Below are 18,439 nucleotides of genomic sequence, written 5' to 3' on the forward strand. Positions count from 1 at the left end.
ACCTCCTTCTTTGGTTTTTTATCAGGCAGGAACTTTTGCATCCTCAACTATGGCGAGGACTTCGTCCTCGGACATGACGAGGTACTGTTCACCGTCAAGCTCAACTTCTGTGCCGGCATACTTGTTGAAGAGGACAACGTCCCCTTCCTTGACCTTGAGGGGCTTGAGTTCTCCGTTGTTAAGGAGCTTGCCTTCTCCCACCGCCACAACCTCGCCCATCTGGGGCTTTTCCTTGGCGGTGTCCGGTATTATTATCCCGGAAGGAGTCTTCTGCTCCTGCTCCTCAAACCTCCTGACCACGATCTTATCGTAAAGGGGCTTCAGCTTTGCCATCGGTGCCTACCTCCTGCTTGGTTTTTATTTCCAGTGGAAAATTATATTAACTTTTCCGTCCGATGTCAAGGGGTTTCGGTAAAAATATGAGCCCTATATACTCATATAATATGAGTGTTATAACCCTGGAAAAGCAATATTCCGGAGCGTACTATTTAAAATGGCGTGTCTCGGGTGTCAGCTGATTTTACGGAGCTCCTTCACCTCAACCTGAACCCCATTGATAGGCGTACTGAGGTCAATAAAAACGGGTTCACCGGTGTATGGGTCATTAGAAACCTTAGACGAGTCAATTGTGACCCTGACTATCATTCTGTAGCGTTCAAATATATTCCCCTGAGAATCTTGCCTTGAGAATTCTATAGTGACATCTTTGTTAAGGGGGATAATATTTGCTCCAAATGAACCAATGCCTGAACACCAGTTACCAGTCGGATTTACAGACTCCACCATCCAGAATGAACCCCCTCCCGCTGAATTTCCTCCCTGAGCATACACACCATAATATCCAGAGAAGGGATTTCCCTCACCACAATCCGCATGGTCGCTCCACATTGGGAAGTAAAGCACTCCCACCGAATTGTTAAACTCACAGCTCGGGGTGTTGTTGGGTGTGTAATTGAAGAAGATATACCCCGGCGGCTCTCCTGCATTCGTATCCCCGGCATATAGAGGAGTTGGTTGGAGTGTACACAGGTTGGAGTTTGGTTGATTAACATACAAAGTCACAGATTTTGTTATAACGTCCCCGTTGGGTGCCTGGAAGAGAAGATTGGCTGTGTACTCCCCGGGCTGTAGGCTGTTAGCGTTGGAGTTAACGGACAAAGAAACCTGAGCCGGGTTGTTTTTTGAAACCGTCCCGGAAGTCGGGCTTATGTCCAGCCAGTTGGCGTCCGTCTGAACGGAGAAGGTTGTACCCGTATGCTCAGCGGTCAGAGTATAGGAGGCTGTCTGTGGGAAGAACGGACCACCCTGATCTCCGGAGAAGCTCACAGGTCCCCCAGAGATCGTGAAGTGATCCACCACTTCAACACCAAAGGACACCTTATTGAAGCTTGAGTACCATTCATGTAAGGCATCATCATCGGTTGAGAATTCCACCGTAAGCCCGTGAAATCCCTTCTTTAATTTAGTGAGCTCATTGGGCAGGTAACTGACGGTGATTGACGAGCCTGCTGGACCACTGCCGGAGGATATAGTTAACCATCTAACGTCAGGGTATTCATAGTCACATCTGAACCACCTGTCCCGCTTACACTCCTTTATGCTCGCACTCCAATCGTACTCACTGTTCACCTTATTAACAGTTATCGTGTAAGAGGGCACCTGCGTTACGGGTCCACCAACAGGTATGACGAGGGTTGAACCTTCCGAAGGCTTGTTAGTTGTTATGTTCATGTGAATCCGTGCACCGATTGACACTGTCCTTTTCTCTTTACTTGAGTCTCCCACGCAGGAGTACTCTATAACAAAATCACCTCTGTGACGCCCGACCGGTAGTGACTTTACGAAGTAATCGTCTGCGGAAACTTGAATAGTTCCCGTCTGTCCGGGATCCACGACCAGGACATCTGTGGAAGTTCTGATCCATTTCGGACGTCCAACAATTGAAAACTCAACGGGACAGTTACCATTTACGCTCATAAAAATTAATCCACCACCTGTGTTAGGAAACTTTCTCGGAGACTCTCCCTCCCTTATATTAAAGGGAGTACTGTCGTATACTATACTGACTTCAGGTGCTACTGTCAGGGAGAATGTTCTGCAGTGTGTACCTCTATCGTTGGTAGTGTTAACAAAACAAACCTTCGCATAGGTCTTAGTTCCAGGAGGCAGCGACTTGGCAACGTTCTGATTAACGGTAAAGGTAACGGTAACAGGGTTGTTTCTGTCTACAGTTCCGGAGGTTCTATCAACGTCCAGCCAGTCCGCGTTTTCATCTATCCTGAAGCCTATCTGTCCTTTTGTAGATCTGATCGTAAATATCTTATATTGTGGACGGAAGCTTTGATAGGGACTGCCATAGGTAGAGAGAGAATCCAGAGGTGTAACCAGCATAAAGGGTGCTGTTTTGCCTGTGCATTCATACAGAGGCTCTTCATCAGTGAAAAGTTTGAAATGGGCGTCTATAAGAGCCTTATCAAATATTTCTACCTTTGCGCCCGCCAACGCGGATATTCCAGCAGAGAGTTTGCACCACGGGTCTTTCAGCGGGTTTGCAGTCAGTTTAAGGAATCCTTCAACGCTTGCGTAGGGTCCAACCACACCGTACACATAAAACACCAACCTTGTGCCTATGAAGCCCTTGAGAGCAGCATCTATGGGCTCAAGGACTGGCTGCTCAAAAGCTAAACTTTCGCTTGACTCACGAATAGGGTTCCACTTAGCTCCATCATATTCCACACCTACGGAAGATTTATTGGTCTGCTTGAGAGAAGTCCTCACTTCACTCTTAACCTCGCCGCCTGTACCCACGTAGAACTGAAGCGCAGGCCTTATGTATACAGGCAATACTCCTATGTAAAAGACCTTGGGTTTGAACAGTACCTCGCCCAACTGCCTGTTGTACTCTCTTTTCAACCCAGCTTTTGCGATAGCCACTACTTCCTTTGAACTCTTCGTTTTACCTACCACATAAAGCCTTTTTACTGAGAAATCCTCTATCTGTAAATCAAAATCAAAGCTCAAGCTCAGGCTTATAGTCCCCTTAACGTTGGCATAATCGTTCCCTAAAGTGCCGGACATCTTGAAAGTGAACAGTTCGTCCGAGCCCAGGGCTTCTATGTAAGAACCGTCGGGTGCCAATGCTGTAATAGGCTGGTTTGCGGACTGAAGCGTTGATATGTAAGCTTCAGAGCCGTGGTAAACTATGACCGCATCTATATCACTCGGTTTTATCTCTATGTCTGAAGCCTTCAATTGACCCTGAACCACAGCCTCTGCAAGAGCTGCCCTCTTATAAGAGATCTTAACTTTTCCACCTGAAAGTCTTTCTATACCCGTAACTTTTATAAGCATACCGTCTGGAGTCTGTGGAGTTATGGGTATGACAAGGATATTACCCTCTTTAACATCCTTTAAGAACTCAGTTTCCTTTGAGAAGGTTATCTCCTTCTTGCCAAGGTTTACAACTTCAATAGCCTTGGCTGTTTCATCGTCAGATATCCTCGTCTCCTGAGCGATCACAGGCACCAAGCCATGATCGGAATGTATCTCACAGCCCTGGATTAATAGGGTAATGGAGGTTATTAAGAAGAGGTTCAATAGCTTTTTAAGCATATCAAACCTCCCCCTTATAGAATTTAGGCAAAATATTTTATAGCCCTATAAGTTTTTCTTTTAATTGCATAAGAGGGAATTGAAATAACATAACTCCAAATCTCCAAGGAGGAGCCGGATATGGAAACTATAAAGGAGCTATACACACACCTCTTCCGTCGTCAGTGGCCTGCGTGGGTGGGTGGTATATCTATGGGCTTCATAGTGGTTCTGATGTTCGTGTGGGGTGCGCCATGGGCTGTTACCAACGGCATACTCGTGTGGGGAGATAACATCCTCAAACCCATACTCTACCCCGATTCCGACGTCCAGAGCCCTATCTGGCAGTTTACCGCCTTGATAAACTGGGCTTTCCTGCTGGGTGCCTTCATATCGGCTCTCCTGGGCGGTGATTTCAGGATAAGCATTCCAAGCGTTAAAGAGTTCATAATGGGAGCCTTCGGTGGAACGTTAATGGGGATAGGCGCTTTCCTCGCCTTCGGTTGTACCATAGGGGCTTTCCTCGTTGGGTTCGGTGCCCTGTCCGCATCAGGTATAACGATGATGATAGGTCTGGGGCTTGGCACCTACGTGGGTTTGCGACTCTACATGTGGCTCTTGACCAAAGGCTGGGGAGCTCCGGGGAAGGCGATAGAAGTCCCCGTGAACCTGCAGGTCGCTCTCGGAGTGGTGCTCGTGATACTGACCCTCGGAATGATAGTTCTCCTTGACAAGAAGGTTTCAACCTTCTCTCCCGCCCTCGGTCTCGGTTCCCTTCAGGTGGCTGCCGGTTCTCTCATATTCTTCGGTGTGATACTGGGAATAATTAACCAGAGGACGAGGTTCTGCTTCGTTAGGGCTTTCAGAGAGCCCTTCATGACCGGTGAGGGTAACATGACCCGTGCAGCAGCCCTTGCTCTGATAATAGCGGCCGTTTTTGGCGTTGTGGTCAAGTTCTCTCCCATAGCCTCAATAATTGAGATACCCGACGTTCAGGACATGCTCTCCATAGAGATGACCGCTCCGCCCTCGGTCAAGGCTATGATGGTGGCACCCTCCTTCCCGATAGGTTCTCTTATAGGAGGGTTCATATTTGGAGTTGGAATGACCCTTGCGGGTGGTTGCTCTGTAGGTAGCTTCTGGAGAGCTGGCGAGGGTTCTCTTAAGAACATGACCGCCATACTCTTCTACGCCCTCGGTGGTTCGGTCTTTGCCTTCGTATACAGGAAGATAGAGCCTGCCATACTCAACGCATTCTCCGGGCTCTACGAGAAGCTCGGTGCGACGAACGCAACGGGTAAGAAGCTCTTTCTCCCCGACGCCGTTGGTGTAGAGTGGGCTGTAGCCATATTCCTCTTCTTCGCGCTTGCGTGGCTGCTCTTCGCCACATGGAACGAGAGAACGATGAAGTTCACCCTATAGACTCTATTATTGGACACACGGAGGCGGGCATGTCCCGCCTCTCCTTCAACATAGACTCAAGGAGTTCCCTCTGGGACTTAAGCTCCTCTATCAGCCTCTCTATCTCCCTGATCTTTTCCCTTATCTTCTCCTCCACACACCCGCAGGGTGTCCTTCCAGAGAGCTTTAAAGAGATTATCTCCTTTATGTCCTCAAGCTTGAAGCCCATAGACTTAGCCTTCAGAATGAACTCGCACAGAAATACATACTCTTCGGTATAGTCTCTGTAGCCTGAAGCGTCCCTGTCGGGAGGGGGCAGTAAGCCTATCTCCTCCCAGTACCTCAGGGTCTTGGGGTTTATCCCGAGTCTGTTAGCGAGCTCTCCTATCCTCATAGGTATATAGGTATGTAGCCCTCTTTAACTTTCAAGACGTGGTACTCAAAGCCCGACCTGACGGTTTCAACTCCCTCAAACAGGGAGTCCTCAGAGACCTCAAACATCTTCATTGCAACCCTGCAGGCTTTAAACTTAACCCCGTAGAGCATGAGGTTCTCTATACGCTCAGCGAACTCTCCGTTCTCAAACCTGTCAAGGAAGGCTATCCCTTCGTCGTAGGCTATGACCTCTATGTCCGCACCTGCCCCCCAGATGTTTATAGAGCCCCTTATCCTGAGGAACACCTTCTTCCAGCGCTTCCTGTCCTTGAAAGTTACCGGGAACAGTATCTTAACCGAGTCCTCAGACCTCACGGTAGCAGGTAAGAGGAGTGCTAAAGCTCCGGTCGTCCCAAGCAGAAAGTCTCTCCTGTTCACAGTGCCACCTCCAGAAAGTTTTTGAAGAAATATCCTGCAAGTAAAAGGAAGAGAAACCCTACAGCTCTGTTCACCTGAGTGTGGTGCTCTCTTATAAACCCGGACATGTTGCTGACCACGAGCCCCGAAAGAAATACGGGGATAGCCCTACCAACGGCGTAAAGAGCCATCAGAAAAACCGCCGTCAATGGATTACCCGTAGAACTACTCAAAACGAGGGCGCCGAGGAGAAGCGATGTACAGGAGGGACACAGGGAGAAGGTGTAGGCTACCCCCAGCACGAAACTGCTCGTCCCCGCACCCGAGAAGGGGTTCAGCCTCGCCACTGGAAGGGAGAGAGAGATAACCTTCAGAAGGTTCAAGGCTACGAAGAACAGAAGCACCGACAGAATCAAGTTAAATAGCTCCGTTCTGAATATCTGGGATAGAACCACAGCCCCAACCGTAGCTATAGCACCCACACCAGCGTGGGTCATGAGGAAGGCTACGGAAAATCCCAGAACGCTCATAAATATTTCAGCACGGGTTCTGTGTTTCGTAACGAGCACACCGAACACGACGGGTAGAAAGGGCAGGGTTGATGGTCCCAGGCTCGTGAAGAAACCGAGAAAGAACATAACAAGGCTGAGGAAGAGCAGGGAAGGTTTCTCCTGGAGGAGGGAAGACACGTACAGGTTAAGCTCACCAAAGTCCAGAAAAAGACCCATGGCAAGCACCAGGGAGAAACCCGTCAGGGCTGGCACTGCGGGCACAAGAGATGTAAGACCCTTGATAGGTTTATCGGGCAGTATTAGGAACAACAGAGTCGGCAGGGTAACGAATACAGCATAGAGGTTGAAGATCAGAAAGGCACTTTTAAAGTGCAGGGAGTAAACGGCAAGCAGTACCACAAAGGGAACTGAACAGTAGGGTAGGCTCAGACCGAGGGCAACACCTGGAGGGAACTTCCTCTCGGGGAAGAGAAACTGGGGTGATAGGTCAAAGGGAGCTATTCCAACTTTCTTCATTAGGGGAAAGCCCACTATGAACACAGCAGCTATAACACCTTGAGCCACAAGGAGCACATCAAGGGGAACGCTTACGACCTTAGAAATCAGGTAAATTACAGAAGCTATCAGGTTAAAGAGAACCAGACGCGATATGAAAAGGAGGAGTACCTGTTTCAGACCTCCGTTCCGGGAGTAAGCCCTCAGGAGCAGGTTCAGGTTCCACATGCAGGGCGTAAAGAAGGAGAGGGTTCCGAGCAATGGAACTACGTAAACGGGACTCAAGAGAGCTCCTCCTCAATAGCCTGTCTTATCTTCTCCTCGGTGGGTATGACCCCTGCAAACTTCACCTTCCCGTTAACCACCACAGCAGGAGAAGTGAGAATTCCAAGCTTAACGATCCTGTCTGCATCATCTATCGGGTCAAGAAGCCTGACCTCAACACCCATCTCCCTCGCAACCTTCTCCACCCTCTCCTTGACAGCGGCACACTTCGGACAAAAGTTTGATTCCACAAGCTCAACCACCATAGGTAAGAATATAAACCTTCCAGCTTACTGGAAGGGAAGGGCTTTTTAAAAACTGACCACCCGGTCAGCCCATATGACGAGCTCGTAGAGGTCGTTCATGGAACCCACGGGGCAGGTTGCCCCGTCCTTGGAGTTCCTAACCTCAAGACAAACTCCGCAGGCTACAAGCTCACCGCCGTTCTCAAGGAAGAGGCTCAGCTGCTCCTGAACGTTGAACCTCTCGTGCTTCAGGTTGAGGCTCTCAACTCCCTTCCCCAGGAGAAATATCTTCACCTCATCACCCTGGGCGAGGGCAAAGACGCCGAACCTGAAGGCGTTCCAGGCTGTTTCAGGGTCATTGCTGTAGAGAACTATACCCAACTTCATGGGAATCTCTCCCCCTTCATATATATTAATTTCCATGGAAAGAGCTGAGGAAAAGAGATACGGAGAAAAGGCTATAGAGGAAGCCGAGCTTGAGCCCTGGGAGAACCCAACCCCCGAAAGGGACTACATGATAGATATAACGTTCCCCGAGTTCTCCTGCCTCTGTCCCCGTTCCGGATACCCGGACTACGCGACCATAAGAATACGCTACATACCCGACAGGTACATAGTTGAGCTCAAGTCCCTAAAGCTCTGGCTGAACAAGTTCAGGAATCGGTACATCTCCCACGAGGAAGCCACAAACGAGATATACAGAGCCCTTGAAGAGACCCTAAAGCCAAGGTTTCTGGAAGTCGTGGGCGACTTCAATCCAAGGGGGAACGTCCACACGGTCATAAGGGTCAGGAGCGACGGAAGGTACGATTAGACCTTGAAGTCCACCTTGGCGAGTATGCCAGAGTCCCCCGATTCAGTGAGGTAGAGTCCGAGGTTTCTCAGAACGCCTGAGCTCTTCAGATCGAACATGGTATTGAAGCTCCCCGTGTAGAGTGCACCTACGCCGAGCTGGGAGAGGCTAACGGTTCTGTCCTCGTCGGGGCTTTTGAGCCAGACCTTCAACCTGTTGAAGGAAGTGTCTCCCTCGTCCAGCCAGCCGTTTCCGTCTTCGTCGTAAGCTCTTAACTCAGCGAAGGCATCTCCACTCCTGACACCCACTATCTCTCCCCCGTCAGCCCTATTGTTGGAGTTCCTGTCAAAGAATATGAAGCCCTTGCCTTCGGCCAGTAGGGGGACTCCTTCCCTATCGCCGTCTCCATCAAGGTCAAACTCAAACCTTGCAGGAGATAAGAGCTCCGGAGAACCGTTGAGGTCAATCACGAGCGGGTCAACGAGGGCAACGCTCCCCGAACGGACACTTTTTGTGCTTACGTCCAGCTCCAGGTTAAAGAGGCTGAAACTCACCTCAAACCTGAACACCCTTCCGTCCTTAGTCCTAACCTCCCCGTAAGCGAAGAAGTTCAGCCTGTCAGCCTTCAGGGATAGGTTTTCCTCCTCGTAGACAGCTCCGAACCTGGGCTCTTCCACAGGAGGCAGCTCGGTATTTGTCAGGTCTTGAACGGACAGAGTCTTTATCTTCCTGCCAGTAAGGAGCTCCACGAGCTTCTTAACCACAAGCTCCTTAACGTCTTCTACACTCTCAGCTGATACGGGCTCCGTCTTAACTCTTAGTGGAATCACCCCGAAGGGGTCCTTCTGGAACTTTTCCTTGAAGAAGGTTATACTCCTCCTCTGAAGCTTGAACTCAAGCCTCTGGACGTTTCCCGCGAGGGAGACCTGAGAGTCCTCTACCCTCATGGATTTATATTTCGGACTGCAGAGCTAATTTTTGACGAGGACGCCGAGGTCTAACAGCTCCTTCAGAAACTTCTCCAGGTAGGGCTTTGCCCCCTTCTCTTCCTCTCCGAGCCCCCTTGCCTTCAGGGCTTCCTCGGGGCTTGCACCGCCGGCAATATCCCTAAGGAAGGAAAAGACGAACTCGGTCAGCTCAACGCTCCTCACATCCTCTCCCCTCCCCCTGTAGAGCAGAAGGTAAAAACTCCCCCTGCCCTTTGCAAGCTCTTCACGAGTCATACCCTCGCACCTGTGAACCGGGTAGGAAAAGCTCCTCAGGAGAGCGGTCTCCGAGAGCCGATAAGCACCCTCCCACGAGAACTCGCCGCCGTAGAGGTCATCGGGGGCGTTGAAGAGCTCTATCTCCAACAGCTCGTACAGCAGGAGCTCCTCAAGGAATGGGTATCGCTCCTTTAAAGGGAGATCACCCGCCTTAAAGAAGTCAAAAAAATCTCTACCAAGCTTCAGGAGCAGGGGTTCACTGTGTTTCTCCCTCAAGAACTCTCTGACGATGGGCTTTATTGACTCACCCGCGCACCTGCAGAAGTTGGGAAAGGAGGTCTTCACAAAGTCCTCAAATCTTCCGTAGGCGAGGTCTGCGTAAACCCTCATCCTCTCCTCCTCAGAAGGGAGGATGCCCTTAGCAACCCTGAAGAGCTCCTTCATCGCCGAAAATTCCTCAAGCACCGCAGAACCTCCTGAGGCGATCCAGTTCCTCCAGCAGCTCGTTGTAGGGAGGAATGTTGTTGTCCCTCTCAAGGAGGACGGGAACTTTAACACCCTTAGACAACAGGTGCTTCATCAGGTTGAGAACCTCAACCTCTACGCTTTCCCCGTGGGTGTCTATGAGCAGCCTCTCACCCTTCTCATGTCCCGCCAGGTGGACGTAAGCCACCCTGTCCAGAGGCAGCCTGTCTATAAACCCGTAGGGGTCGTAGCCGTGGTTTACGGAGTTCACGTAGAGGTTGTTCACATCAAGGAGTAGGTAAGCTCCGCTCTCTTCAAGCACAGCTGTTATGAACTCCCACTCCTCCATATCTTTGAGGGGCACGTAGTAGTATGAGATATTCTCCAGGATAAGGGGTCTCTCAAGATAGTCCTGCACCACCCTGATCCTTTCAGAGACGAACTCAACGACCCTCTCGGTGAAGGGTAGGGGAAGGAGGTCGTGAAGGTAGTCCCCTCCTATTGAGGAGAAGCTCAGGTGCTCAGAGTAAACTTCCACCTCGTACTCGTCAAGAAAGCCTTTGAGCTCCCTTAGGAACTCGTAGTTGAGCTCGTCGGGAGAGCCTATGGAGAGGGATAATCCGTGGCACACGACGGGGAAACGCTCCCTAACGCCCTCCATTATGCGTCTGAAAAACCCGCCCCTCCCCATCCAGTTTTCAGGAGCAAGCTCAAACCAGTCAGGGGCTCTGGAGCTACCGAGGGCATCCTCCGCAAAGGAGTACCTCAGACCAAGCCCAAAACCTTCGGGAACTCTCAAGTCCATGCTGAGTATGAACTTAAATCCTTCTCTGAAACTTTATGGTGATTTGGATTACAGAAGCCACCTTCGGTAAACCTATGATTAAGACACGGAGGTGTGAGAATCATGGACAAGAAACACAGGCTTATGAGCCTTCTGGGCTCGGCGGTCATACTGGGACTGGGAGCAGAGGGCATGACCCAGGCTCACGCAGGCGAGGGAAAGTGCGCCGGCATGAAGAACACAGAGGGGAGCGGTCAGACCAAGGAGGCGACCTGCGGTGGCATGAAGAAGGAGGAAAAGGATAAAGCCAAGAAGAAGCAGAAGGAGATGACCTGCGCAGGACCCGGGGGATGCGGAGGCAAACCCAGCAAGGAAGGTTCTGAGTCTTAACAGCCTTCTCCAGCCGTAAGGAGAATACATGACCTTGAGTTTAAAGGGGATAGTTTACGCTTATGAGAGTGCCGTAAGAGCCCTTAACATACCTCAGTCAATATTTCTACTCTTTGTAAGGCTGTACTGGGGCTGGCTCTTCGCCCAGGCAGGCTACGGCAAGCTCCTACACATAGACAGAACATCCCAGTTCTTCACGAGTCTTGGGATGCCTTTCCCGACCTTTAACGCCCACCTTATAGGGCTCACGGAGCTGGTAGGTGGGTTCCTCATGAGCCTCGGTCTCGGAACCAGATTCGTCGGTGCCTTCCTTGCGGGGGAGATGTTCGTGGCTTACCTCGTAGCCCACAGGAGTGAGCTCCTGAACACGTTCTCCCAGCCTGATGAGTTTTATACAGCTCCACCTTTTACGTTCCTATTCGTCTCTCTCCTCTTACTCCTGTTCGGTGCGGGAGCCCTGTCCCTTGACAACCTGGTGTCTAAGGTGCTTAAAAGCATAAAATAGACTCATGAACCCAGAGATAGGCTACGCCCGGGAACGGGCGTCTCTGCTAAAGGAGATATTGGAAGAGGTCACAGAAAAGATAAAGGTTGACTGCCACAAGGGCTGTGTCTACTGCTGTTATGGAGTTACCCTCTGGATAAAGAGGGCTGAGGCTCTGCTCCTGATAGACTTTCTCAACAGCCTCCCCCTGAAGGAGAGAAAAAACCTCTGGGACAGGATAAAGAAATACGCAAGACTCTACGAGGAGGAGGCAAGAAGGGTGGGCTACCTGCCGACACACCCCATAAGGGAAAAAGAGCTTGACGTTGAAAAGCTCGGGGTTATAGGCGGTCTCGGAATGAACGAAGTTCCCTGCCCATTTCTGAATGAGTCGGGAGAGTGCGTCGTGTACGAGGCGAGACCGGACATGTGCAGATTAATGGTTTACGAGGATAGCTCCCTATGTAAAAAGGACTGGGAAAATCCTCTCGCCTTCGTGTGGAAGAACGAGATAGCTCCATTTGTAGAAGGGGTCAAAAAGGAGTTCTATGCCAGATGGAAGCTCAGAAGGGCGGAGCTCGCCGACAGATTCCCGGATGTGGACATAGAGAAGATGGAAGAGGAGGTGGGTTTCATAACCCACCTGATAAGGTTTGACCCTGTAAAGAAGGTCTTCAAGCTCATCTATTAGGAGCTCTACAGTCCTTGAAGGTCTCCCACACGTACCTGTTCAGAGGGTAGTTCTTGTACTCCCACTCCCTCTTTGAGGCGTCGTAAACCCTCATGTTCTTATAACCGTTAAAGTCCATGACCATATAAACGAAGGCTGCACCCGTTCCACCGAAGCAGAAGAGAAGCACCTCGTCGTCCTTCCCTATACCTTGGTTCTCCATAAACTCCTCCACGTAGTCCGGGACTCTTATGACGAGCTTACCGCTCTCATCGTCCCTGTGAACCCACCACTCCCATGAAAAGGGTACAGAGCAGGGGACGTGTCCATACTTCTTAGCCGCAGGGAACTTGGATACACCGAAGTAGTGCCCGGCAGGTCTGCCATCAATTATGGGCTTCTTGCCTATGTTCTTGAGCAGGTATTCGCCCGTTATCTCTTTCTCGGGGTTGTACCTGACGACGAAGTTACCCTCTTTAACCTCCGGTTCGTCGTAGCTTACCTCGTAGCCCTTACTTACCCACGCAGACCAGCCCCCGTCTAAGAGAGCCACACTCTCGTGCCCGAGCAGATGGAACATCCAGTAGGCGTAAACCGTCCCGAGGATCTCGTTCATCTTGTTGCCTTTGTAGTAAAGGACTACCTTAGAGTTGTTGTTTATGCCCCATTTCCTGAAGAGTTTCTCGTACTCCTTAAGGGGCTTTTTCACCAGAGCCCCCGTTTTCTCGTCCATGATCCTCCAGTCTTCCTTCTCGGTGAGCCTCGCCCCGGGTATGTGCCCCCCCACAAGGTAGCTCTGCGAGTCGGAGAACTCAAGTATGACGAGCTCTTTATCTCCTAAATGCTTATTCAACCAGTCCACAGACACAAGCTTGGGCATTGAGAAGGAGAACCCTGCAACGACCAAGGTCAAAAGAGCTATAAGACCCATCTCACACCTCCATAGAGTCTGGATTTAAGTATAAACCTTCCAGTTTGCTGGAAGTCAATAGCAAAACAATCAATTGACAACCACACCCCCCACCACATATTAAAGAGCATGAAGGTCTTTACACTGGACGAAGCGAGAAATCTGCTGATAAAGATAAAGCCCATAGTTGAGGACATAAACCTAAAGAAGTCAGAGCTCTTTGAGATATACTCACGCCTTGAAGAGGAACAGGACGAACTTGAGAAGATGTACTACCAGACGAAGGTAAAGGAGCTTGAAAGCCTTATAAAGCAGGGCTTCCTGAGAATAGAAGAGCTCGGCGGTGTCATAAAGGGCGTTGAGCCTATCCTTGTGGACTTCCTCTCCTATCACGAGGACAGGTACATCTGGCTGTGCTGGAAGGAGGACGAGGAAACCATAATGTTCTGGCACGAGCTCAACGACGGCTTCTCGGGAAGGAAGCCTGTGGACTACCTGAAGGGCTCAGAAAGCTTTATATGAGAGCTTTTCTGAATAGACGTAGTAGAACCACAACACCCGTCTAACGTACTTTCTTGTCTCATCGTAAGGTATGGTCTCTATGAAGAGAAAGTCGTCCTCAAAGCGCTTCCACCTCTTAACAGCTCCCTGACCTGCGTTGTAGGAGGCTATCACCCTAAGGAGGTCACCCTTCCAGAAGTCCATGAGGAAGCGGAGGTAAGCTGTCCCGAGGTTTATGTTCGTTTCCACGTCGTAGACGTCCCTGTGATCTATACCTACGCGCTTGCCCGTCCACTTTGCGGTGCTGTCTATCAGTTGCATGAGCCCCTTCGCGTCAGATGTGGACAGGGCTTCAACGTCAAAGAGGCTCTCCTGTCTCATAACAGCGTATATGAGGGCTCTGTCAACGCGAAATCTCTCCGATGCCCTCTCAACGAACGCGCTGAAGGGCGTTGGGTAAGCCACGCTCCTGTAAACGTCCGAGTTAGCCCCGTAAGCCCTGACAGCCAGCTTTATAGCCAGATAAGGATCAACCTTGAGAAGGGCGAATATGTCCTGAGGCTGAAGCTCTCCAAGCTTGTCAAAGGCTTCCAGTCTCGCGTAGTGGACGAACCCAAGCTCCAGTATACCCATCAACCTCCTGCCGAAGGGGGAAGGTTCCTCGGCGAGTTTAAACCTCACCTCTTCGTAAACGGGTTTGCCCAGCATTTTCAGGGACACCACCGAATAGAGCCCCATCTGCCCGGCAGCCTTTTTAATGTAGTGAACCGGCAGGTCTTTCACCCCTGCCCTGATGAGGGCTTTAGCCTTCCAGAAGTTTGTCCTCGCCCTGTTTATGTTGCCCGCGGCGATCCTCTCGGCTTCCGAAAAGTTCTCGTAAGCCAGCATGTACCTGCCCTTGATGTAGTCCATAAGACCCACGTAGAATAGGGGCTCAAAGCTATACCCAGACTTCAGGAAGAACTTTCTTGCACCTTCGTAGTCTCCCTTTGAAAGCAGGTGCCATGCATACTTGTAGTAAAGCCTCTCGCTGTCCCTTGAGCTCAGCAGCTCCTCAACCCTATCGTACTTCCCGAGCTTTATGTAGGAGAACAGAGCGTAAACGCCCGCCCTATCTCCCTCACAGGAGAAGAGTTCATCTCCGCTCCTCTCATACTCCTTCAATCTGAATAGGGCTATCCCCCTGTAAAGACACCCGTCGGAAACCTCAAGGAGCTCTCTGTAGAGCTTTTTTCGGAGAAGTCTTCTGTAAACTCTTTCCTTCTCATCCTCTTCAAGGCTAACGCTCTGAATTAGCTCTACAGCCTCCTCGGGGAACCTCAGCACGAGGGGCTTGCTCTCAAGCCCGAGGGTTTTCCAAAGCCGGGCTACGGTTTTGCTGTACCTGTCCCTTACGTTATCAAGATTCACACCGATGAGGACAAAGCGTGCCCTCTCCTCGTCCCCTTCTTTCAGCAGGAGGTCAGCCACCTCAATCCGGAGCTCGTCCCTGAAAACTGCCTCCGGGTAGTTCTCAAGGAGAAAGAGACCGACCTTTACGTCCCCTCCCTCTCTGAACTGCTTGAGGAGTTTATACTCCGCCGGAGCCTGAGAGAAGGACAAACCGAGAAGTAGAAGAAGTCCAACGAAAACCCTCACTCGTACATCTCCTTTATCCTGCTTATCTTCAAGGCTCTCCCTGTGTCCGGGTCTACCTCAACCTCTATGGCGTTGAACACGACAGGCTCTTTATCCTCAACCTTGAACTTTCTCGGCAGGGCGTAGAGGAACCTGTCAATAGGTTCTTTGTAGTGCATACCTATGACGGAGTACCATGCCCCGGTCATACCGACGTCACTTACGTAGGCTGTCCCACCTTTCAATATGAACTCGTCCGCTGTAGGTATGTGGGTATGGGTGCCGTAAACCACGGAGGCTCTACCGTCTGCGTATATGCCGAAAGCCCACTTCTCGGAGGTAGTCTCAGCATGAAAGTCAACCACGAGCACGTCAACTCTGTCTTTAAGCTCCTCGTAGATGACGTCAAAGGTTCTGAAAGGGTTGTCAAGGTTGGGCTCCAGAAATATCCTGCCCATTAGGTTGACCACACCGAGCTTAACGCCTCCCTTCTCACAGACGCAGAACCCATTGCCCGGAACACCCTCGGGGTAGTTAGCAGGCCGGAGAAGGTCATCCACCTTGTCTATGAACTCGTAGACCTCCTTCTTGTCCCATATGTGATTACCAGAGGTAAAAACGTCTATGCCGTGGGACTTCAGCTCTTCGTAAACCTTTTTGGTTACGCCAAAACCCCCCGCAGCGTTCTCAACGTTCGCCAGAACCACATCAAAGCCCCCACCCTTCTCTTCAAGAAATCTGTAAACAGCCCTCCTGCCGGGTCTGCCTATTATGTCGCCTATTATCAGAAGTCTCATCGTATTTATGGTGCGGGTGGAGGGAGTCGAACCCTCACGCCCTTGCGGGCACCGGATCCTGAGTCCGGCGCGTCTGCCAGTTCCGCCACACCCGCGCTAAGTATTAATTATTTAGCATATTCTACATGTCTCAGCTCTCTTATAACAACAACCTTTATCTGTCCGGGGTAGTCCATCTCCTCTTCTATCTTCTTAGCTATGTCCCTGGAAAGCATGTAAGCCTCTTCGTCCCCTATCTCCTCAGGATTCACTATCACCCTTATCTCCCTTCCAGCCTGGACGGCGTAGGCGTTCGCGACACCGCTGAAGGACTTCACGATCTCCTCAAGCTTCTCAAGTCTCTTAAGGTATGCCTCCAGAGTCTCACGTCTCGCACCCGGTCTCGCCGCCGAGAGGGCATCGGCAGCGCAGACTAGGGCAACCTCAGGGTATTTAACGGGTTCTTCCTCGTGGTGAGCCTTTATGGCGTTTATGACCGCATCGGGCTCTCCATACTTCCTGCAGAGCTCAACACCTATGTCGGTGTGAGATCCTCCGAGCTCGTGAGATACAGCCTTACCTATATCGTGGAGGAGTCCCGCCCTCTTGGCAAGCTTCGCATCAAGCCCAAGCTCCTCAGCCATGAGTCCCGCAAGGTAGGCAACCTCCTTGGAGTGGAGCAGAACGTTCTGGGAGTAGCTTGTCCTGAAGTACAGCTTGCCTATGTAGTAGTAAAGACCCGGGTTTATGTCGTGAAGGTCTAACTCAAAGGCAGTCTCCTCACCCATCTTGCGGATCTTGTCATCCATCTCCTTCTTGACCTCGTCAACTATCTCCTCTATCCTCGCCGGGTGTATCCTTCCGTCCTCTATGAGCCTCTCCAGTGCCTCCTTCGCTATCTCCCTCCTCAGTGGGTCAAAGGAAGATATGGTTACCACGTCTGGTGTGTCGTCTATTATGAGGTCAACTCCCGTAAGGAGTTCAAAGGTTCTTATGTTCCTCCCTTCCCTACCTATTATCCTGCCCTTGAACTCGTTGCTGGGCAGCTCAACGGAGGTCGTAGTGTAGTTTATCGCTATCTGAGGCGATATCCTCTGCACTGCCGTTGTAACTATCCTCTTAGCCTCCAGATCAGCCTTTTCCTTGGCTTCCTCCTCTATCCTCTTCATCAGCTTCACAGCCTCTATCCTGCTCTCCTCCTCAACCCTCTTGAGCAACTCCTCACGGGCTTCCTCAACGGTCATGGAGGCTATCCTCTGTAGCTCAAGGACTTCTTGCTCTTTAAGCTTCTTCACCTCCTCCTGTTCTTTGGCGAGCTTCTCTTCAAGTTCCAGTATTTCCTTCCTCTTGGTTTCCACCTGCCTCTCAAACTCCCTGACCTCCTTCTCACGCCTGTATATATCCTCTTCTCTCCTCTCTATGGTCTCCCACTTACGCTCAAGCTGTCTCTCCTTGGAAAGGAGGTTCTCCTCAAACTCCTTGAGCTCTTTCCTCTTCTCCTCAAGCTCCTTTCTCAACCTCTCAGCCTCACGCTGAGCCTGCTCTATTATCCTCTGAGCCTTTTCATCCGCCTCCTTAAGCGCCTTTTCAGACCTCTCCTGGGCTTCCTTTATAAGCTTCAGAGCCTCTTCTTCAGCCTTCCGGATCTCACTCTCAAGGTCAACGGCAGGCTGCTGAACAACCGGAGCCTCCTTCCTACCCCTGAGGAGCAGAAACACAGCTACGCTGCCTACAAAAATTCCGACCGCTATACCTATCAAAACCATCGGTTCCATATCAGTACCTCCTTATCACCTCTTTTTCTGTAACCACGATGTCAACAGGTCTGTCCCAGGAGTCTCTGGGCACCCTGCTGAGCACCTGAAAAGAGTAAGCGACCCCAACCGTAGGAGCTCTCACTCTTTCCAGGAGCCTGTCGTAATAGCCCTTCCCAAAACCAAGCCTGAAGCCTTCCCTGTCAAAGGCTACGCCCGGTACCACAGCCAGTTCAAGCATCTCAGGTTCTATCTTTACACCTTCCTGAGGTTCAGGGATGTTAAAAGTGCCCTTGGATAAGCAGAGGGGACTTTCCACCTCTATAAGCGATAGCTCTTCTCCATCAACCTTTGGAAGTACGAGTCTTTTGCCGCTCTCCAGAAGCAAACCGAAGAGAGGGCTCAAGTCAGGCTCACCCTTTACAGGACAGTAAAGTAAGATTCTGTGTGCTCCAGAGAATTCGGGGAGGGATACGAGCTTCTCCCTTATTCTCTCATCGTAAGAAGACCTCAGAGAGTAAGGCAGACTGACCCTTCTCTTCAGGATCTCTTTTCTTATCTCGCCTTTCTCAACTATCAACCCTTCTTCCACCTCCTGTTTCCAGGAGGGGAAGGCAAGCGGTGTTAAGACCCGCCCTGCCGTGACCTTCAGAGATACCGGTGGGCCTCTCTTCCTAAGGTGGGTACCCTCTCGGAGAGCCCTCGTGGACCCTTCCGAAGGCGGGTTCCCTTACAGCCCACTTGTAGGCCCCAATGATGATCCCTGGGCCACGCACAGGGCAGGAGGTTT

21 protein-coding genes, 1 tRNA gene and 1 other RNA gene are annotated in these 18,439 nt (G+C 50.9%); 6 read left to right on the top strand and 17 right to left on the bottom strand.

Features of this window, described 5'->3' with window-relative positions; translation table 11 throughout:
* Positions 1 to 21 precede the first annotated feature (21 nt).
* A complete protein-coding gene (groES, locus tag HG1285_RS16825; RefSeq protein WP_008285821.1) occupies positions 22 to 333 on the bottom strand; it encodes a co-chaperone GroES in 312 nt (103 codons plus the stop codon).
* 177 nt (positions 334 to 510) lie between these two features.
* Positions 511 to 3,612, bottom strand: a complete 3,102-nt coding sequence (locus HG1285_RS16820; RefSeq protein ID WP_008285822.1) for a hypothetical protein — start codon at positions 3,610 to 3,612, stop codon at positions 511 to 513.
* Positions 3,613 to 3,732: 120 nt separating this feature from the next.
* Between HG1285_RS16820 and HG1285_RS16815 the strand changes: the two genes are divergently transcribed.
* Complete coding sequence (locus tag HG1285_RS16815; protein ID WP_008285823.1) at positions 3,733 to 5,013, top strand: YeeE/YedE thiosulfate transporter family protein; 1,281 nt, start codon at positions 3,733 to 3,735, stop codon at positions 5,011 to 5,013.
* On the opposite strand, the gene HG1285_RS16810 is transcribed toward HG1285_RS16815, so the two are convergent.
* From HG1285_RS16810 to HG1285_RS16790, 5 genes are read right to left on the bottom strand one after another with little or no spacing between them, the layout of a single operon-like run.
* Positions 5,003 to 5,386: a heavy metal-responsive transcriptional regulator gene (locus HG1285_RS16810; protein WP_008285824.1), complete on the bottom strand. Its 384-nt coding sequence runs from the start codon at positions 5,384 to 5,386 to the stop codon at positions 5,003 to 5,005. The two genes, HG1285_RS16815 and HG1285_RS16810, sit on opposite strands and share 11 nt — an antisense overlap.
* A complete protein-coding gene (locus HG1285_RS16805) occupies positions 5,383 to 5,805 on the bottom strand; it encodes a DsrE family protein (protein ID WP_008285825.1) in 423 nt (140 codons plus the stop codon). Before HG1285_RS16805 ends, HG1285_RS16810 begins: the two co-directional genes overlap by 4 nt.
* On the bottom strand, positions 5,802 to 7,076 hold the full coding sequence (locus HG1285_RS16800) for a cytochrome c biogenesis protein CcdA (protein WP_008285826.1): 1,275 nt from the start codon (positions 7,074 to 7,076) through the stop codon (positions 5,802 to 5,804). The genes HG1285_RS16805 and HG1285_RS16800 overlap by 4 nt, the downstream gene beginning before the upstream one ends.
* Positions 7,073 to 7,321, bottom strand: a complete 249-nt coding sequence (locus HG1285_RS16795; RefSeq protein WP_008285827.1) for a thioredoxin family protein — start codon at positions 7,319 to 7,321, stop codon at positions 7,073 to 7,075. The genes HG1285_RS16800 and HG1285_RS16795 overlap by 4 nt, the downstream gene beginning before the upstream one ends.
* Before the next feature lie 45 nt (positions 7,322 to 7,366).
* The gene (locus HG1285_RS16790; protein WP_008285828.1) at positions 7,367 to 7,687 is read right to left on the bottom strand and encodes a DsrE family protein; all 321 of its coding nucleotides are present in this window, start codon (positions 7,685 to 7,687) and stop codon (positions 7,367 to 7,369) included.
* A 34-nt stretch (positions 7,688 to 7,721) separates the two neighbouring features.
* Here HG1285_RS16790 and queF point away from each other — a divergent pair, with 34 nt between their 5' ends.
* On the top strand, positions 7,722 to 8,114 hold the full coding sequence (queF, locus tag HG1285_RS16785) for a preQ(1) synthase (RefSeq protein ID WP_008285829.1): 393 nt from the start codon (positions 7,722 to 7,724) through the stop codon (positions 8,112 to 8,114).
* Here queF and HG1285_RS17065 read toward each other — a convergent pair.
* Genes HG1285_RS17065 through HG1285_RS16775 form a run of 3 tightly spaced genes read right to left on the bottom strand, consistent with a single transcriptional unit; the run spans position 8,111 to position 10,568 of the window.
* Positions 8,111 to 9,040: a hypothetical protein gene (locus HG1285_RS17065; RefSeq protein ID WP_008285830.1), complete on the bottom strand. Its 930-nt coding sequence runs from the start codon at positions 9,038 to 9,040 to the stop codon at positions 8,111 to 8,113. The genes queF and HG1285_RS17065 overlap by 4 nt on opposite strands.
* A gap of 24 nt (positions 9,041 to 9,064) precedes the next feature.
* A complete protein-coding gene (locus HG1285_RS16780) occupies positions 9,065 to 9,763 on the bottom strand; it encodes a putative DNA-binding domain-containing protein (RefSeq protein WP_008285831.1) in 699 nt (232 codons plus the stop codon).
* Positions 9,756 to 10,568, bottom strand: a complete 813-nt coding sequence (locus HG1285_RS16775; RefSeq protein ID WP_008285832.1) for a DUF692 domain-containing protein — start codon at positions 10,566 to 10,568, stop codon at positions 9,756 to 9,758. The genes HG1285_RS16780 and HG1285_RS16775 overlap by 8 nt, the downstream gene beginning before the upstream one ends.
* A 102-nt stretch (positions 10,569 to 10,670) precedes the next feature.
* Here HG1285_RS16775 and HG1285_RS16770 point away from each other — a divergent pair, with 102 nt between their 5' ends.
* The 3 genes from HG1285_RS16770 to HG1285_RS16760 are packed head-to-tail and all read left to right on the top strand — an operon-like array spanning position 10,671 to position 12,112.
* A complete protein-coding gene (locus HG1285_RS16770; protein WP_008285833.1) occupies positions 10,671 to 10,937 on the top strand; it encodes a hypothetical protein in 267 nt (88 codons plus the stop codon).
* Positions 10,938 to 10,965: 28 nt separating this feature from the next.
* Complete coding sequence (locus tag HG1285_RS16765; RefSeq protein WP_008285834.1) at positions 10,966 to 11,442, top strand: DoxX family protein; 477 nt, start codon at positions 10,966 to 10,968, stop codon at positions 11,440 to 11,442.
* A 4-nt stretch (positions 11,443 to 11,446) separates the two neighbouring features.
* Entirely contained in the window at positions 11,447 to 12,112 is a 666-nt protein-coding gene (locus HG1285_RS16760) for a YkgJ family cysteine cluster protein (protein ID WP_008285835.1), read from the top strand.
* Here the strand turns inward: HG1285_RS16760 and HG1285_RS16755 are convergent.
* Positions 12,102 to 13,022, bottom strand: a complete 921-nt coding sequence (locus tag HG1285_RS16755) for a sulfurtransferase (protein ID WP_008285836.1) — start codon at positions 13,020 to 13,022, stop codon at positions 12,102 to 12,104. The genes HG1285_RS16760 and HG1285_RS16755 overlap by 11 nt on opposite strands.
* A 108-nt stretch (positions 13,023 to 13,130) precedes the next feature.
* Here HG1285_RS16755 and HG1285_RS16750 point away from each other — a divergent pair, with 108 nt between their 5' ends.
* Complete coding sequence (locus tag HG1285_RS16750; protein WP_008285838.1) at positions 13,131 to 13,523, top strand: DUF2203 domain-containing protein; 393 nt, start codon at positions 13,131 to 13,133, stop codon at positions 13,521 to 13,523.
* Here the strand turns inward: HG1285_RS16750 and HG1285_RS18625 are convergent.
* The 6 genes from HG1285_RS18625 to ssrS form a co-directional block, all read right to left on the bottom strand.
* On the bottom strand, positions 13,506 to 15,140 hold the full coding sequence (locus tag HG1285_RS18625; protein WP_008285839.1) for a lytic transglycosylase domain-containing protein: 1,635 nt from the start codon (positions 15,138 to 15,140) through the stop codon (positions 13,506 to 13,508). The two genes, HG1285_RS16750 and HG1285_RS18625, sit on opposite strands and share 18 nt — an antisense overlap.
* Entirely contained in the window at positions 15,137 to 15,916 is a 780-nt protein-coding gene (locus HG1285_RS16745) for a TIGR00282 family metallophosphoesterase (protein ID WP_008285840.1), read from the bottom strand. Before HG1285_RS16745 ends, HG1285_RS18625 begins: the two co-directional genes overlap by 4 nt.
* Before the next feature lie 8 nt (positions 15,917 to 15,924).
* Positions 15,925 to 16,011, bottom strand: a tRNA-Leu gene (locus tag HG1285_RS16740).
* 12 nt (positions 16,012 to 16,023) lie between these two features.
* On the bottom strand, positions 16,024 to 17,670 hold the full coding sequence (gene rny / locus HG1285_RS16735; protein WP_008285841.1) for a ribonuclease Y: 1,647 nt from the start codon (positions 17,668 to 17,670) through the stop codon (positions 16,024 to 16,026).
* A 1-nt stretch (position 17,671) separates the two neighbouring features.
* Positions 17,672 to 18,229 carry a 5-formyltetrahydrofolate cyclo-ligase gene (locus tag HG1285_RS16730; protein WP_008285842.1) on the bottom strand — a complete coding sequence of 186 codons (558 nt, stop codon included), beginning with the start codon at positions 18,227 to 18,229 and terminating at the stop codon, positions 17,672 to 17,674.
* A gap of 44 nt (positions 18,230 to 18,273) precedes the next feature.
* Positions 18,274 to 18,438: non-coding RNA, 6S RNA (ssrS, locus tag HG1285_RS19005), on the bottom strand.
* Position 18,439 lies beyond the last annotated feature (1 nt).

Source organism: Hydrogenivirga sp. 128-5-R1-1, from assembly GCF_000171895.1.

Excerpts from the sequence above, each read along its gene's own strand:
- groES (WP_008285821.1), bottom strand. The coding sequence starts at position 333 with ATGGCAAAGCTGAAGCCCCTTTACGATAAGATCGTGGTCAGGAGGTTT.
- HG1285_RS16820 (WP_008285822.1), bottom strand. The coding sequence starts at position 3,612 with ATGCTTAAAAAGCTATTGAACCTCTTCTTAATAACCTCCATTACCCTA.
- HG1285_RS16815 (WP_008285823.1), top strand. The coding sequence starts at position 3,733 with ATGGAAACTATAAAGGAGCTATACACACACCTCTTCCGTCGTCAGTGG.
- HG1285_RS16810 (WP_008285824.1), bottom strand. The coding sequence starts at position 5,386 with ATGAGGATAGGAGAGCTCGCTAACAGACTCGGGATAAACCCCAAGACC.
- HG1285_RS16795 (WP_008285827.1), bottom strand. The coding sequence starts at position 7,321 with ATGGTGGTTGAGCTTGTGGAATCAAACTTTTGTCCGAAGTGTGCCGCT.
- HG1285_RS16790 (WP_008285828.1), bottom strand. The coding sequence starts at position 7,687 with ATGAAGTTGGGTATAGTTCTCTACAGCAATGACCCTGAAACAGCCTGG.
- queF (WP_008285829.1), top strand. The coding sequence starts at position 7,722 with ATGGAAAGAGCTGAGGAAAAGAGATACGGAGAAAAGGCTATAGAGGAA.
- HG1285_RS17065 (WP_008285830.1), bottom strand. The coding sequence starts at position 9,040 with ATGAGGGTAGAGGACTCTCAGGTCTCCCTCGCGGGAAACGTCCAGAGG.
- HG1285_RS16775 (WP_008285832.1), bottom strand. The coding sequence starts at position 10,568 with ATGGACTTGAGAGTTCCCGAAGGTTTTGGGCTTGGTCTGAGGTACTCC.
- HG1285_RS16770 (WP_008285833.1), top strand. The coding sequence starts at position 10,671 with ATGGACAAGAAACACAGGCTTATGAGCCTTCTGGGCTCGGCGGTCATA.
- HG1285_RS16765 (WP_008285834.1), top strand. The coding sequence starts at position 10,966 with ATGACCTTGAGTTTAAAGGGGATAGTTTACGCTTATGAGAGTGCCGTA.
- HG1285_RS16760 (WP_008285835.1), top strand. The coding sequence starts at position 11,447 with ATGAACCCAGAGATAGGCTACGCCCGGGAACGGGCGTCTCTGCTAAAG.
- HG1285_RS16755 (WP_008285836.1), bottom strand. The coding sequence starts at position 13,022 with ATGGGTCTTATAGCTCTTTTGACCTTGGTCGTTGCAGGGTTCTCCTTC.
- HG1285_RS16750 (WP_008285838.1), top strand. The coding sequence starts at position 13,131 with ATGAAGGTCTTTACACTGGACGAAGCGAGAAATCTGCTGATAAAGATA.
- HG1285_RS16745 (WP_008285840.1), bottom strand. The coding sequence starts at position 15,916 with ATGAGACTTCTGATAATAGGCGACATAATAGGCAGACCCGGCAGGAGG.
- rny (WP_008285841.1), bottom strand. The coding sequence starts at position 17,670 with ATGGAACCGATGGTTTTGATAGGTATAGCGGTCGGAATTTTTGTAGGC.